12 protein-coding genes are annotated in these 14618 nt (G+C 70.1%); 9 read left to right on the top strand and 3 right to left on the bottom strand.

Features of this window, described 5'->3' with window-relative positions; genetic code table 11:
* Positions 1-371: 371 nt before the first annotated feature.
* A complete protein-coding gene (purB, locus tag KBY90_RS09135; RefSeq protein WP_254968277.1) occupies positions 372-1667 on the top strand; it encodes an adenylosuccinate lyase in 1296 nt (431 codons plus the stop codon).
* 24 nt (positions 1668-1691) lie between these two features.
* Here the strand turns inward: purB and KBY90_RS09130 are convergent, their stop codons facing one another.
* Complete coding sequence (locus tag KBY90_RS09130) at positions 1692-2696, bottom strand: polysaccharide biosynthesis/export family protein (RefSeq protein WP_254968276.1); 1005 nt, start codon at positions 2694-2696, stop codon at positions 1692-1694.
* Positions 2697-3100: 404 nt separating this feature from the next.
* Between KBY90_RS09130 and KBY90_RS09125 the strand changes: the two genes are divergently transcribed.
* From KBY90_RS09125 to KBY90_RS09115, 3 genes are read left to right on the top strand one after another with little or no spacing between them, the layout of a single operon-like run.
* A complete protein-coding gene (locus tag KBY90_RS09125) occupies positions 3101-4105 on the top strand; it encodes a GNAT family N-acetyltransferase (RefSeq protein ID WP_254968275.1) in 1005 nt (334 codons plus the stop codon).
* A gap of 43 nt (positions 4106-4148) precedes the next feature.
* On the top strand, positions 4149-4505 hold the full coding sequence (locus KBY90_RS09120; protein ID WP_254968274.1) for an acyl carrier protein: 357 nt from the start codon (positions 4149-4151) through the stop codon (positions 4503-4505).
* Positions 4489-5745, top strand: a complete 1257-nt coding sequence (locus tag KBY90_RS09115; protein WP_254968273.1) for a beta-ketoacyl synthase — start codon at positions 4489-4491, stop codon at positions 5743-5745. The genes KBY90_RS09120 and KBY90_RS09115 overlap by 17 nt, the downstream gene beginning before the upstream one ends.
* On the opposite strand, the gene KBY90_RS09110 is transcribed toward KBY90_RS09115, so the two are convergent.
* Both KBY90_RS09110 and KBY90_RS09105 read right to left on the bottom strand, forming a co-directional pair.
* Positions 5723-7768, bottom strand: coding sequence for a 1-acyl-sn-glycerol-3-phosphate acyltransferase (locus KBY90_RS09110; protein WP_254968272.1), 2046 nt, complete (start codon positions 7766-7768; stop codon positions 5723-5725). The two genes, KBY90_RS09115 and KBY90_RS09110, sit on opposite strands and share 23 nt — an antisense overlap.
* A gap of 55 nt (positions 7769-7823) precedes the next feature.
* Complete coding sequence (locus tag KBY90_RS09105; protein ID WP_254968271.1) at positions 7824-9833, bottom strand: capsular polysaccharide biosynthesis protein; 2010 nt, start codon at positions 9831-9833, stop codon at positions 7824-7826.
* 64 nt (positions 9834-9897) lie between these two features.
* On the opposite strand from KBY90_RS09105, the gene KBY90_RS09100 reads away from it, so the two are divergent.
* From KBY90_RS09100 to KBY90_RS09080, 5 genes are read left to right on the top strand one after another with little or no spacing between them, the layout of a single operon-like run.
* On the top strand, positions 9898-10215 hold the full coding sequence (locus KBY90_RS09100; protein ID WP_254968270.1) for a hypothetical protein: 318 nt from the start codon (positions 9898-9900) through the stop codon (positions 10213-10215).
* Positions 10212-10964, top strand: a complete 753-nt coding sequence (locus KBY90_RS09095; protein WP_254968269.1) for a cytidylyltransferase domain-containing protein — start codon at positions 10212-10214, stop codon at positions 10962-10964. The genes KBY90_RS09100 and KBY90_RS09095 overlap by 4 nt, the downstream gene beginning before the upstream one ends.
* Positions 10961-12250: a DUF6716 putative glycosyltransferase gene (locus KBY90_RS09090; protein WP_254968268.1), complete on the top strand. Its 1290-nt coding sequence runs from the start codon at positions 10961-10963 to the stop codon at positions 12248-12250. Before KBY90_RS09095 ends, KBY90_RS09090 begins: the two co-directional genes overlap by 4 nt.
* A complete protein-coding gene (locus tag KBY90_RS09085) occupies positions 12247-13296 on the top strand; it encodes a DUF6716 putative glycosyltransferase (protein ID WP_254968266.1) in 1050 nt (349 codons plus the stop codon). Before KBY90_RS09090 ends, KBY90_RS09085 begins: the two co-directional genes overlap by 4 nt.
* Positions 13293-14603: a capsular biosynthesis protein gene (locus KBY90_RS09080; protein ID WP_254968265.1), complete on the top strand. Its 1311-nt coding sequence runs from the start codon at positions 13293-13295 to the stop codon at positions 14601-14603. Before KBY90_RS09085 ends, KBY90_RS09080 begins: the two co-directional genes overlap by 4 nt.
* Positions 14604-14618: the final 15 nt, after the last annotated feature.

Genomic DNA, 14618 nt, shown 5'->3' with positions numbered 1-14618 from the left:
CACTCCGGTGTCGCGCCCGCTGCGCGGGCAACGTCGCCTGCGCGGCAGGCGTTCGGCTCAGGAGAGAGCTGGGCTGGGGGGAGGGGGACTGCAACCGGAACAAGACACCGGCGTCCAGCGCACCCAATGAGCTGACGCCCCCGGCCAAGCCTGCACGGCCCGCCGCCCCTCACCTCCCGGGGCCAGCCAGCCCTGGACGGGTGGCACAGACCTGCCAGGCGTGCCCTGGTGGGGGTAATCCCCCCCCCAGCCCCTCTCCCACGCGCCGGAGCTGCTCCCGCTCTGCGCTGTCGCGCGCACCGCGCGGGTGAGCGCTGCGGGAGCAGCTCCGGCGACCCATACATTGGGAGGATTGTGAGCCCCCGGCGGCCTTGATCGAGCGTTATACCCTGCCCGAGATGGGCGCTATCTGGAGCGAGGAAGCCAAGTTCCAGAGCTGGCTGGATGTGGAGATCGCCGCCACCGAGGCCAACTGTGAGCTGGGCCGGGTGCCGGCCGAGGCCGTGGCCACGATCAAGGAGAAGGCCGCCTTCAGCGTGGAGCGCATCCTCGAGATCGAGGCCGAAGTGCGCCACGACGTGATCGCCTTCCTCACCAACGTGAACGAACACGTGGGCGACGCCGGCCGCCACATTCACGTGGGCATGACCAGCTCCGACGTGCTCGACACCGGCCTGGCCCTGCAACTGAAGGCCTCGGTGCAGCTGCTGCGCTCCGAGCTCGACCAGCTGGCCGAGGCCCTGCGCGAGCTGGCGCGCGCCCACAAGGGCACGGTGATGATCGGCCGCAGCCACGCCATCCACGGCGAACCGATCACCTTCGGCTTCAAGCTGGCCGGCTGGCTGGCGGAGGTGGTGCGCAACCAGGAGCGCCTCGAGCGCCTCGAGCGGGTGGTGAGCGTGGGCCAGATCAGCGGCGCCATGGGCACCTACGCCAACACCGATCCCCAGGTGGAGGAACTTGCCTGCGCCAGGCTCGGCCTGGTGCCCGACACCGCCAGCACCCAGGTGATCGCCCGTGATCGCCACGCCGAGTACATCCAGACTCTGGCCCTGGTGGGAGCGGCCCTGGAGCGCTTCTCCACCGAGATCCGCAACCTGCAGCGCACCGATGTGCTGGAGGTGGAGGAGAACTTCGCCAAGGGCCAGAAGGGCAGCTCGGCCATGCCCCACAAGCGCAATCCGATCCGCAGCGAGCGCATCAGCGGCCTGGCGCGGGTGCTGCGCAGCTACGTGGTGGCGGCCCTGGAAAACTGCGCCCTCTGGCATGAGCGCGACATCAGCCACAGCTCGGTGGAGCGGATGATGCTGCCCGACTGCTCGGCCACGCTGCACTTCATGCTGCGGGAGATGACCGACGTGGTGAAGGGCCTGGGCGTGTACCCCGAGAACATGGCCCGCAACATGAATGTGTACGGCGGCGTGGTGTTCAGCCAGCGGGTGCTGCTGGCCCTGGTGGAGAGCGGCATCAGCCGCGAGGGCGCCTACCGGATCGTGCAGCGCAACGCCCACAACGCCTGGAACACCGTCGGCGGCGATTTCCGCGCCAACCTCGAGGCCGACGCCGACGTGACCTCCCGCCTCAGCCCCGACCAGCTCGCTGAGTGCTTCTCCACCGAGCTGCACCAGGCCAACCTGGATGTGATCTGGCAACGGCTGGGGATCTGAGCAGCGGTACCTCGGCTCAGTCCGTCAGTCCGCAAAGATCCGGTAGATCGATGCGGCGTTCAGCACCGGACCCAGCGGCGTCACCGCCTGCACGAGGAAATCGTTGAACCGGGTCCAGCCGTTGCGGGGAACCACCACCATGTCGCCGTTGTGCAGCGAGGGGTTGGCGGGGGAATCCAGCGGTGCCGAAGGATCGAGCGCCACGGTGCGCACGTCCACCTTGCCATCGGGCTGCACCCGGATCAGGCGGATCTCCTTTGAGTTGGCCCGCAGGGGATTGACATCCCCCGCGGCGATCACCGCCTCCACCAGGGGGCTGTTGGAACGCACCTGCTTGAGGCCGGGGGCCACCACCTCGCCCACCACGGTCACGCCGATCGTGGCGGGGGCGAAGTTGGAGGCGGCTGTGCGCACGAGTACATCGCTGGGCTTGGGCACCTCAGCACGGGCCACCCGGATCATGTCGCCGTCATAGAGCAGCGGGTTGACGGTGCTGCGGTTCTCCATCAGCAGCTGCTGGTAATCGAAGCGATACTCCACCGGCGCCCCCCCCGGCACCGGACTGGGACGGCTGAGCACCACCTCGGACAGATCGGCGAGCGCCGTGACGCCACCGGCCCGCTGCACCGCGTCCACCAGGGTCGGCCAGCCGGCCGAGGCGACCGTGGTCTGCCCTGCCCCAGGGCCGGCCGCGGCCAGCTGTGCCGTCTGGCCGGCCTGGCTGAGGGTGTAGAAGCCCGGCTTCTGCACCTCGCCGAGCATGGTCACCCGCACCGGCCTGGGTGCGACCAGATCGAGATACACCAGCGGGTTGCGCAGGTAGCGGTCGTACCCCTTGGTGATGCGCTGCCTGGCCTCGTCCAGGGCGAGACCCCAGACGGGAACCGCCCCCAGTCGGGGGAGATTGATGGTGCCGTCGGCAAGCACCTCGACCTCGGCCTCATAACCCTCGACCCGGAACACCGCCATGCGCAGGCGATCGCCCGGGCCGAGGCGATAGCGGAAACCCGCCGTCCCCGGATCGGCCATGACGGCATAGCTCCGGGGACTGGGTGACGGCGTCTGACGCGCAGGAGCTGGTGCAGGGCTCCCGCCAAGGACACGGCTGCCGGGTTGCGCGGATGGACGGGCAGGAGCAGGGGGAAGATCCTGCCCGGCGGACTCCGGGATCGGAAACGCCTGCGGCTGGAGGGTCGCCTGCGCCAGAACGCGGGACGGCGCAGCGGCAGCGGTCAGCGGATTCGCCAGTGGAGCCAACGCCAGCGCGGCGAGGAGCAGGGATGCACCTCCGCGTCGAGCGCCGGGGCCGGGGACGCGATCTGCAGAACAATTGGGAGCAGAAGACACGGAGCCAGACAGCAGGAGGGACCGGGTAGCCGGAGTCGCCCGCGGGGGGAGCGCCGGCACAAGCGGGCTAATCTTCACGCACTCCGATGCCCATCGTGAAGGCGGCCGACGGAAATCCTTTGAATCTCTCCGCCGCGATCGCCCTTCCTGCCCAGCGGATCGAACGGGATCTGGCTCCCTTCCTCCTGTTCACATCCCAGGGCCTCAACCTCTACCTCCTGCCTGGCGAGAGATTCAGCCCCTTCGCCGAGGCGGTTGGCGAGCTGCGTGAGCTCACCTACCGCCAGCAACTGTCGGGTTCCGGCAAGAGCAGGGATCTCGACAGCCGCGATCCCCACTACGACCATTTTCTGCTGGTGGAGGCCAGCAGCGGCGAACTGGCCGGCTCAGCCCGGCTGCAGTTCGTCCCTTCCCGCAGCTCCGAGCCTGGCCCGGTGCAGGGCGCGGGGCTGGAGCAACCGCCTCTGCCGGGCAGCGGTGAGTCGTATCTCGAACACGTCTACCCCGGCATCAAGGCGGCCCTGGCCAGCGCCGGTCACCACCTGGAGATCGGCCGGGTGGCTCTGGCCCCCCGCTTCCAGCGCCTGCCCCACAGCCTCATGTTCCTCTTCCGCGGGGGCCTGCAGGTGGCCGTGGCGTCCGGCTACGGATCGATCCACGGACTGGTGTCGTACAACCACTTCGCCTACGCCGACGCGGTGAACGAGGAGTTCCTCAGCGCACTGCTGCGGCCTCCCTTCCTCGACCCCACCGCCCCCTGCCCCGAGCCGCGCCATCCGGTGGCGGGGCTGGAACCCGATCTGAGCCCTGCCACGGTGGACAGCATCCAGGCCCTGGAGCGGCACATCCAGACCCATCTGGATCCTGGGTTCCGGCTGCCGGTGCTGCTGCGCCAGTACATCAACCTGATGGAGGCCCGGGTGCGCAACCTCTCCCTGGCCAGAGACTTCAACCAGATCACAGAGATCCTGATGGCAGCCGATCTCAGCCGGATCCCGGCCCGCCGGCTGCAACACTTCATCGACTTCCCCCACCGCCCGATCTACCGGAACTTCAGCTGGTACCGGGGGGGGATCAATGGAAGACCGTGAACTGGTACGTTGCCACTCCACCGAGGTCTGCCAGAGGAAGTTGATGCACGCGGGCCCCGACAACGACACCCCCGCGGCCGCATCGACCAATCCCGGCGGCGCCAGCCAGCGACACTCCGGCGAGCAGGCTGACGGGAGCAGCGAAGACAGCGACCTTCAGGTGCGGCTGATCGAGATCCTGCAGCGGATCTCAGGCGCCGATGCCGACCAGATCACAGCGGAGGCGCGGCTGATCGAGGACATCGGCATCGATTCCCTGGGCTTCTACGAAATCCTGATCGAGGCCGATGAATGCCTCGGCATCCGGATCGCCGAGGAAGACCTGCTCCGCTTCCGCACAGTGGGGGATGTCCAGCAGCATCTGGAGTCCCTGAAACGGGTCCATGACCAGCAGGACTGAACGGATTGCGGTCACCGGCTGGGGGGCCATCACCCCCCTGGCCCTGGATGTCAGCGGCACCTGGCAGGCCACCCTGGAGGGGCGTTCAGGCATCTCGGCCATCCAGGACTCCTGGGCCAGTGACCTGCCGGCCAGGATCGGTGGCTGGATCTCCGCAGACATCGGCGCCGGCCTGGAGCCCCTGCAGCGACGACGGCTGGACCGCTGCTCCCAGCTGGCCCTGCTGGCGGCCCGTCAGGCCTGGGAGCAGGCGCGCCCGCACCTGGCAGGCGTTGACCCGGCGCGGGTGGCCGTGGTGATCGGCACCGGCATCGGCGGTCTGGCGACGTTGGAGAGACAGCACTGCAATCTTCTCGAGGCGGGGGCGGCCCGGGTCAACCCGCTCACCGTGCCGATGCTCATTCCCAATGCCGCCGCGGGGCAGATCGCCATCGATCTGGGGCTGCATGGTGGAGCGCACACCCCCGTTTCGGCCTGCGCATCGGGGGCCGAGGCCCTGCTGCTGGCCCAGCTGCTGCTCAACGACGACCGGGCCGACGTGGTGCTGGCCGGCGGTGCCGAGGCCCCGGTGAATCGCCTCGGCCTGGTGGGATTTGCCGCGATGCGGGCCCTGTCCTGCCGCAACGAGGAGCCGGAGCAGGCGTCCCGCCCCTATGGACTGAACCGGGATGGCTTCGTGCTCTCTGAGGGGGCAGGTGTGCTCGTGCTCCAGCGCAGCCGCGACCTGCGGTCCGATGCTCCCGCGCCCCTCGGCTGGCTGCTGGCCTGCGGCAGCAGCAGCGACGGTCACCACATCGTGGCCCCGGAGCCGGAGGGAATCCAGGCGAGTGCGGCGATGGCCGACGCTCTCCGGCGCGCCGACATCGGCGTGGAGGACCTCAGCTTCGTGCAGGCCCATGCCACCGGTACCCCGCTGGGGGACCTGGCGGAAGCGAAGGCTCTGGCTCGCACCCTGGGGCCGCGGCGGTCCGATCTGCCGGTCACGGCCCCCAAGGGGCAACTGGGCCACCTGCTGGGCGCCGCCGGGGCCGTGGAGACGATCCTGGTGCTGCAGGCCCTGCGCCAGGGCCTGGTGCCGCGCAGCGTCAACGCCGAACCGCTCGACCCCGCCATTGATCTGGCCGTGGTGCAGAGCGCCAACCTGGAGCTGGCAGGGGGATCCACTGCGGGCGAGCGCTATGCCCTCAAGAATGCCTTCGGCTTCGGGGGCCACAACATCAGCCTTGTGCTGGCTGCCTGAGACACGTCCTGCCGGCGTAGTAAGAACGCACAGCATCCTGAAACACCTGACGATCCGTTGGATCAGCAGGCAGGTTCAGGTCACTGGCACGCCCCCTGCGGCAGTGGATGGTACCCATGGGAGCCGCAAGGCGTCGGGACAACAGACCCAGGGGGCTGTACTGCGGCCCCTTGGCATCATCGAGGTTCTGGTAGCTGAACACCCAGGGCACAATGCGGGCCCCATGGCGACGGGCCAGCACCCACGGGCTGGCGGAGACCCGTTCGGTGATCGGGGTCACCAGAGAGCCACTGGGCACGATCATCAGCTCGCCGCGCTCCTCCAGCAGGGCCGAGGCCCGCAGGGCTGCCGTGCGCCTGGAGCTGCCGTTGCGATGGTCCAGAAGCACGTAGCCGGCGTTGGTCGCCGACAGCGAGAACCAGGGCAAGACACGGGGCAGATGCAGCGAGGCAGTGGTGAGACTGGGCATGCGCAACACCCCCTGAATCACGAGAACGTCAAAGGGACAGTCGTGGTTGCAGATGTGCACAAGCGGTACACCGGCAGGCTCGCTGGGATGGCTGTCGTCCACAACCACCTGCACCCCCAGGGCCCGCAGGGCCGTCTGGGAGGCAAGCGCAAGCAACTGGGCCGCGAGCCGTCGCTGACCGAGCAGGAGGGCAAGCAACTGGAGGCCGTAGGTCAAGAAAATCACTGCCGTCCATCCCAGCCGGGCCACCACCCGTGCCACCAGCGCCAGAGGACTGACCCGGGCCGTCTGTCCGGGACTGGGCAGGCTGGGCCGGGGCGGCAGCCGACGGGCCTCCGGGCCGATGGGGAAGGTGGTGCGGAAGGGAAAGTCGGCATCGAAATTGCCGTTCACCTGGGTGGTGGTCACCAGGTGGTCGTAGAAGCGATAGAAGAGCGGCCGGTCACTGGTGTGAGGATCGCGCCAGAATTGATCGAGGGGCTGCTGGTCGGTGAGCCCCGGGAGGTTGTAGAAGGTGTGGCCCATCACCTTCGTGGGCACCGCGTGGTAGAGCGCCTGCAGGCCCACGGTGCTGTTCACGGTGACCACACCACGGCAGGTGCGCAGAAAGCGGCTCAGGGCTCCGTCGTGGAAGTAGTGCACCCGCCCGGCGACGCCGTGCCGCTGCGCCAGCAGCTGGATCAGACGTCCGTAGTGGTTGTAGCCCCGGTCCCGCGGATGGTGCTTGAACGCCAGGTGATCGGAGGCATGGGCATGGCTGGCAAAGGATGAGATCACATCCTCGATGAAATCGTGCATGCCCCGGTAGGGCGAGCCCAGTTGCACCTGGGAGTCGCTCGACACCTGCAACACCACCAGAAAGTAGGAGAGATGCTCCAGCAGGCGGCGCTTCAGGGAGCGCTCCTGCCAGCGGTAGAGCCAGTAGCGCCAGCTGCCGCGCAGCTGGCACCACAGAAACCGGGGCGATGGCTGCAGCTTGTGCTCGCCCTCGATGATGGGGTAGCGGGTGAAGGCGTGCTGGATGAAGGTGGGAGCCTTCCAGAGCTTGCGCCAGCGCCAGCCTGGATCGAGTTTCCCCTGCGGCAGCGCGTCCACCGGCGGCAGGCTGCGGTAGTCCTCCACCGGCCGGTTGAGATTGGAGCGGGCATTGACGCGATCCCGCTCCAGCGTCACGTAGTTGGGCCGGATGTAGCCCAGCTCGAACACCCAGGCTTCGACCCCGGCCCGTTGCGCCTCCTCGATGGCGATGCGGTGGGGAATGATGAAATCGCCGTACATGAAGATGTGACGGATGCGGCGCTCGCTCAGCAGCTGACGCAGGAACGGACGCCAGGCCTCCATCGATCCGCGGAAGGGCACCTGCACCTCCCGCGGGAAGCCGAACTCGTGCAGCGGGAACATCACCTTCGTGACCGGGATGCCACAGCCGCGCAGATAGCGGCAGAAGCGCGCGAAGAACACCCCGATCGGCCCCATCAGCAACAGCACCGGACCGTCGATCTGCACCTGAACCAGCTGCACCGGTGCCGGTGCCGGTGCCCGTTCCGTGGTCAACGCGATGTCCCGAGAGCCAGGGGCGGTGCCAACTTTGCCACGCGCCCCCGGGCGATCAACGCTGCCGCAGGCGGCCCCAGTGGCGGAAGATGCGCTGCCGCAGGCTCAGGCCACGGGGCGGGGCCGACCGCCAGGCCAGCAGCTCGTCGATCGCCTGCTCCGGCTCGATGAACAGGCCGCTGTGACGGCTCACATAGCGGGGGTAGTCGATCAGGGCCGCATGCACCAGGGCGTCGAGCGGCAGTGGCCGGCCGCGGCGATCACAACGGAGACGGTCGTGCGTCAGCCCCCAGCCGGCGTAGAAGGGCAGCCCCCAGGTGTGCACCTCCAGGCCACGCAGCAGTGCCTCGAAGCCGGCGATCGACGTGAGCACGTGCAGGGCGTCGATCTGGGTGAAGAGCTGCTGGATCGCGGCGTCCACCAGCACCTCGTCGCACCAGTCGCCTGCCACAGCTTCCCCAGTGCCCTGCCGGCACAGACCCGCCACCACGTCGGGATGGGGCTTGTAGATCAGGTGCGCGTCAGGCTCTGCGGCCCGCACCGCCCGCAGCAGGCCCAGGTTGCTGCGCACCTCCGGTGCTCCCAGCCGGATCGAGGCATCCGACTCCACCTGGCCCACCACCAGCACCACCCGCCGGGCCCGCTCGGGACGGCGCCAGGGCGAGGCGCGCAGGTTGTATTTGGTGATCGCCTCCTCCACCAGCCGGCGGCGCAGCCGCCCGGCCCGGGCCAGCTGGCCCTCGCTCCAGGCTCCCGAGCTCAGCAGCTGCTCGAGATCGCTGGGGGCGCCGGCGTCGTAGTAGATCCCGCGCCGATCGATCACCCAGGAAATGGGATCGATCAGATCGGCACCCAGGCCGACGGAGCGCAGAAAGCCGTCCTCCGCGTGCAGCAGAGGCAGACCGCGGCGCTCCACCACCCGCAACAGCGACGGTCGGGCACGGCGCCCCCAGATCGCCACCGCCTCGGCGCCCCGGCCAGGCCGCTGCCAGGGAAAGCGGAAGCCAAGCCGGCTGCCCGCCAGGAAACGGCGCAGCACCCGCTGCTTCCAGGGGGTGAAGCCGAAGGCCTCGATCCGCTCGGGCATCTGCGTGCGCAGCCGCCGCTGCAGACCGATGGCCCCGATCAGCTCCTCCACGGCACAGGCCTTGTGCCGATGGGGATCGATGTAGACGGCATAGTCCACCAGGGCGGCGTGGATCAGATCCCCAAGCGCGCGCGGTCCTCGCCGCGGCGGCCGGGGAAGGTGGTCGTGGGTGAGGCCCCAGCCGGCGTAGAAGGGCATACCGAAGCAGTGCACGGGGCGACCCCAGAGCAGGGCTTCGAAGCCCAGCTGGGAGGTGACCACGTACACCGCCTCGGCGCGCTCGAGAAGCGCCGTGGGATGGCCGCCGCTGGCCTCGAGCCGGATGCGGGGATCCTGCAGCAGGCTGGACGGGAAATGGCCCCGCTTGCGCCCGCGCACCACATCCGGATGGGTCTTGACCACCACGGTGCGTCCGGGATGATGCGCGAGAGCGGCCGCGAGCATGGCCGGGAAGCTGACGGGACCGGCCCCACCCAGGGCGATGGAGAGGTCCCCGGCGGTCTGATCGACCACCAGCACGAAGGGCTCCGGTGGCGCGGACGCCTCGCGGGCGCCGTTGTACTTGCTCACCCGCTGCTCACGCCACAGGCGCCGAATCGCTTCGGCCCGGCCGAGCTCCGCCGGGGTATGGGGGCCGGCGATCAGGCGCTCCAGCCGGCTGGGCGCCGCGGCGTCGTAGTAGATGCCGCCGTCATCGAGCACCAGACCCAGGGGAGCGCTGTCCGCACCCAGGGCCAGGGACCGCAGAAAGGCGTCTTCACAGCGCCAGAGGGACAGCCCGCGGCGCCGGGCCAGCCGTTCAGCCACCCGGGCACTGGGTTTGCGCCCCCAGGCCAGCACGGCATCGAGGGACTCGCAGCTGCAGCGGGCCGCTCCGGTGACCAGCCGGTGTTCGACCAGCAGGGCCGGCAGCGTGGCGTGCCGCAGCATGCCGGCGGCCGGCAGTCCCAGACGGGCCGCGGGGCGAGGAGAGGCCAAGGGGAAAAGGCGCCTGGCACCCGGGGGCCTGGCTGTCGCGGGGGCTCAGGTTACCGGCACCGGCATGGCTGCTACCTTCGGCCCACCCGAAGCCGAGGAGAAAGCCTGGGTGCTGATCAACGGGGCCAGCGACAGCTCGATTGACAGCCTCTGCTCCGCGGTGTCCGCCGACATCGGCATGCCGGCGGGACGGGTTCGCAAGGTGGTGATGGCCATCCTGCGTCTGCAACAGGGCATCCTGCCGCCAGCGGCCGCAATGTCGGACGCTGAAGCCGCCGAGCCGGACCCTGCAGGTCTGAACGGGCGGTTGCGGTGGTATCCGCTGGGTGCCAATGGCCGCCTCAGGCCCGGCCTGCATGAGCAGGCACCGGAGTGGCCATGAGCGCAACGCCATGGGAGCCTGCCATCGACCCCGCCCAGGCGCCGCTGGCGCTGATCCCGGCCCGGGGAGGCTCCAAGGGGGTTCCCGGCAAGAACCTGCGCCCCGTGGGGGACGTGCCTCTGGTGGCCCGCAGCGTGCGGGCCGCCCGCCGGGCGCACGCCATCGGCGCCGTCTGGGTGAGCAGCGATGATGCCGCCATCGGCGCCATGGCTGAGCGCGAAGGGGCGGGCTGGCTGCAACGGCCCGCTGAGCTGTCCGGCGACACGGCCTCATCGGAGCAGGCCCTGCTGCATGCCCTGCAGACCCTGGCCGGACGGGGACCGCTGCCGGCCATCTTCGTGTTCCTGCAGTGCACCTCCCCGTTCACCCGCCCTGAACAGATCGATGCGGTTGTGCGGGCCCTGCAGACCAGCGATGCCGCCATGGCCTTCAGCGTGACGCCCTGGCATGGCTTTCTCTGGGGCCTGGACGGCGAGGGGCACGGCGTCGGGGTGAACCACGACCCCAGCCGCCCCCGCGCGCGCCGGCAGGATCTGCCTCCCACCTACCTGGAGACCGGAGCGATCTACGCGATCCGCACCCAGTCCTTTCTTGAGCACGGCACCCGCTTCGTGGCTCCCACCCTGCCGGTGCCGATCGAGGCGCCGGCGCCGGAAATCGACACCGCCGCCGATCTGGCCCTGTGCCGCCAGCTGGCTCCGCTGCTGGATCCGGGAGCGCCAGCCAGCGCCATGGAGTCGACGCCGTGAGCCTGCTGCAGGACAAACGCATCGCCGCCCTGGCCTGTTTCGACTCCTTCGGCAAGACGGCCATGAACCTGCTGGAGGTGTCCCGGCGCGACGGTGCCGAAACCACCCTTCATCTGCTGGAGCTGCCGGGTCGGAAACTCTCGCGCCGTCAGGTGCTGGAGATTCGCCGCATCGCGCCCCGCAACCCCATCCGGCAGCACCTCTGGAGGCAGCTCGGCACCCTGCTGGGCGAACTGGCGACCCTGGACGCGCTGGTGCTGGGCCTGGATGGACGCCGCACCCGCGAGACCCAGCTGCTGCTGCAGGCGGCGTGGGCCGATCAGCCGCGCCGGCCGCTGCTGGTGAGCGCCTACCCCGGCATTCTCTTCCGCCACCAGCTGGAGGGAATGATGGATCGCTCCGGTGTGGACCTGCTCTGCCTGAACGCGGAGCTGGACGCCCATCTGTTCGAGCGGGGCTGCCGGGCCCTGGGACTGGATCCTGGGAATGCCCTGGTCACGGGCCTGCCGATCCTGTGGCCGCTGCGGCCGCGCCAGCAGACACCGGATCAGGGAGCGATCGTGTTCTTCGAGCAGCCCTCCGTGCCGGACAATCCGCTGCAGCGCCGATACCTCTGCCGCCGGCTGGCGGATCTGGCCCGTGCCTGGCCGGAGCATCCGGTGATCTTCAAGCCCCGCACCTCCAGCATCGAGGCGACCCTGCACCGGCACCACGGCGAGATGGCCCGCCGGGTGGAGAAGATCAGCCGCAGGGTGCCCAACCTGCGCGTCAGCCACAAGCCCAGCCTGGCGCTGCTGCAGCGCTGCGCCTGCGCCATCACCGTGTCGTCCACCGCCGCCATGGAGGCGATGGCCCTGGGGGTGAGCACCCGCATCGTCGCCGACCTGGGCGTCAATGAAACCCTCGGCAATCACTATTTTCTCGACTCCGGCGCCCTGCGCGATTTCGACGCGATCCTGAGGGATCCCTTCAGCCCCTGCCACGACGAGGGCTGGCTGCACGGCCACGGCTACTGCCCCGAGGGTGCCCAGCGGTTCGTGGCCGCACTGGCCGCACGCCTGGAATCGCCGCGGGTTCCTGGCGACGCCAACCGCCAGGGGCCTGCCGGCTGGGGCAGCACGGCCTGGCAGAAGTACGCCCTGGCCCGCGGCGGCCGCCGCATGCTCAGTTCGGCCGGAGCCCACTCACGCCAGAAGCCCAGCCATCGCGGACTGGATCTGCTGCGGCGCATCCGCCGGGCCCTGGTGGGCCTGTGGGGGATGGAGCGGCTGCTGAAGGGACGATGAGGCTGGCCCTGATCAGCGACACTCCGGGGGCGCTGGAGGCCTGCCGGCTGCTGGGCCGGCAGCTGCAGGCTGCGGGCGCGGAAGTGACCCTGATCGCGGCGCCGACACTGGCGCACGAACACGGAGCCGCCAGCCCGCCTGACGCCCCGACGCTGGCGCTGGAGCCGCTCGCCGCCGCCGCCAGCGAGCTCCTTGACCACGTGGATGCGGCGGGCGTGTTCGTGGAACCCCAAACTCTGCAACCGTTCCTGGAGGTGCGGCGGCAGGCGGAACGGCTGCGCGGCAGACCCGCCTGCCCCCTGTTCACCGGGCCGCCGCTGCCGCTGGTGGGCGATGCCCTCAGCGCCGACCTGCTGCCGCGGCTGGGCTACGACCTGATCTGCCTGCAGGGCCCGGTGCAGGTGGAGGAGCTGGGCTGGCTGATCCGGGGCACCCCCCACGCCGCCCAGGCCCATGAGCCCATCGGCCTGTGGGGGCTGCCGATCGAACCGATCGGCACGACGGTGAGCCGGGAGCCGCTGCTGGTGGTGCTGGAGCAGGAGGCGGTGCCGGCAGGCGCCAAGGACAAGGCGCTCCTGTACCGCCGCCTCAGGAGCCTGGCGCTGGCGGCCCCGGACTGGACGGTGCGCCTCCAGCCCGACTACCCCCTGTCTGCGGACCCGGAGGAGTGGGACGAGACCGCCCTGGCCTGGCATCACGGCCTCGATACCGAGCGGCCGGCCAACCTCCAGATCGGACGCCGTGACGACCTGACGCTGAACCTGATGCTGGCCTGGGCCTGCGTGGGGATCAGCTCGCCCTGGCTGTTGAGCGCCATGGTGTGGGGCAAGCCCGCCGCGGTGGTGGCCGACTACGGCATCCGCACCGACTTCGACGGCCCCCTCTTCTTCGGCTGCGGCCTGATGCGCCAGTTGGCCGACTGTCTGCCGCTGGAGGAGCTGCTGAGCTCGCCACGGGCCAATCCGGGCTGGCTGGCGGGGCTGGGCTGGACGATCGCCGACGGCCCCCAGCGGCTCCTGCGGCGTCTGGGCGGGCTGAGACGATGAGCCTGTCCCTCCTGCTGGTGGCCGACAGCGACAGCCAGCTGCTGGCCTGTCAGGCCCTGGCCCGCTTCGCCGATGAGCAGCGGCTGCGGGTGACCGTGAACGCAGTGCCGCGCGACGGCACCCCCGCCAGCGTGATCGAAGCCCTGAGCAGGATCGGCCCCGTGTGGCAGCTGTCCCTGCGGCAGCTGCTGGCGGATCCCCGGCTCGACGGCTTCGACGCCATCGGCGTCTACCTCACCGGCAGCAAGCTGGCCGAGTTCCGCAGCGTGTACCGCGACAGCCGCCGCCAGCTGGACCGACCCCTGCGGCCCCTGTTCTGCGGATTCAACGGGGTGGTGCTGGAGCGCTTCGAGGAGGCGATCGCCTGGCGGCTGGGCTACGACCTGATCTGCCTCAACGGGCCCCGCGACCAGGCCCGCCTGGAGCTGATGCTGCGCCACACCCCGTTCGCGGGTCAGCGCTGCGTGCTCACCGGCCTGGGACGCCAGCGGGCGGCCGAGCCAGGGGTCGAACGCGCCGACCAACTCGTGTTCGCCGAACAGGTGGTGATCCCGGCGGCCGACCATGAACGGCGGCGGCTGGTGCGCATCCTGGCGGCCCTGGCGCGGCGATCCCCCGACTGGGAGGTGCTGATCAGACCGCGGGTGGCCCCCCACGAGCGCACCTTCCATGCCGTGACCACCCACATCACCGAGACGGTGGAGGAGACCCTGGGCGGCCTCCCGCCCAACCTGCGCATCAGCGACGCCCCCCTGGCGGAACTGCTGCAAAGCGGCAGGCTGCTGGCCACGGTGTCCTCCACCGCCTTCTTCGATGCCCTCGACCTGGGCTGCAAACCGCTGGTGATGGCCGATTTCGGCCTGCGCCACGACCTCGGCACCCCGTTCTTCGCCGGCTCGGGCCTGCTGCGCCACTTCGCCCGGGCCGCCGACATCGACAGCCTGGCCGCAGGCCCCGGTGCCGATCCCGACTGGCTGCACTGGGTGGGGTACGACCCGCACTTCTCCCCCCGGAACCTGCTGGAGGCGCTGCAGGAGCTCAGGGCGCAGCCTCCTCGGCCACCCAAGGACCTGATCCATCCGGGCTACATGGTCAACGCCGCAGACCTCTCCAGCAACCAGCTGCGCCGGGGGGCGGAGGCAGCCATCCGCCGGCGCGACTACGACGAGGCCGCCCGGCTGCTGGAGATCGCCCAGCTGCAGCGCCCCGAGAACAGGAACATCGGCCGGCGCCTGGCGGCCGTGCGCATCGGCAACCGTGTCGGCCGCCGGCTGGCCCTGCTGGTGACCCCCCGCTTCCGGCCCTAGATTCAGCGTTCCAAC

The organism is Cyanobium sp. CH-040 (assembly GCF_024346135.1).
In the GTDB taxonomy this organism is placed as follows: Bacteria; Cyanobacteriota; Cyanobacteriia; order PCC-6307; family Cyanobiaceae; genus NIES-981.
The sequence above is the reverse complement of the archived record's forward strand: the minus strand, read 5'-3'. Positions and strand labels throughout refer to the sequence as shown.

Bases quoted from the DNA above. Each gene is read 5' to 3' on its own strand.
- KBY90_RS09130 (WP_254968276.1), bottom strand. From the start codon at position 2,696: ATGGCCGATCCGGGGACGGCGGGTTTCCGCTATCGCCTCGGCCCGGGC.
- KBY90_RS09125 (WP_254968275.1), top strand. From the start codon at position 3,101: ATGCCCATCGTGAAGGCGGCCGACGGAAATCCTTTGAATCTCTCCGCC.
- KBY90_RS09120 (WP_254968274.1), top strand. From the start codon at position 4,149: ATGCACGCGGGCCCCGACAACGACACCCCCGCGGCCGCATCGACCAAT.
- KBY90_RS09115 (WP_254968273.1), top strand. From the start codon at position 4,489: ATGACCAGCAGGACTGAACGGATTGCGGTCACCGGCTGGGGGGCCATC.
- KBY90_RS09100 (WP_254968270.1), top strand. From the start codon at position 9,898: ATGGCTGCTACCTTCGGCCCACCCGAAGCCGAGGAGAAAGCCTGGGTG.
- KBY90_RS09095 (WP_254968269.1), top strand. From the start codon at position 10,212: ATGAGCGCAACGCCATGGGAGCCTGCCATCGACCCCGCCCAGGCGCCG.
- KBY90_RS09085 (WP_254968266.1), top strand. From the start codon at position 12,247: ATGAGGCTGGCCCTGATCAGCGACACTCCGGGGGCGCTGGAGGCCTGC.
- KBY90_RS09080 (WP_254968265.1), top strand. From the start codon at position 13,293: ATGAGCCTGTCCCTCCTGCTGGTGGCCGACAGCGACAGCCAGCTGCTG.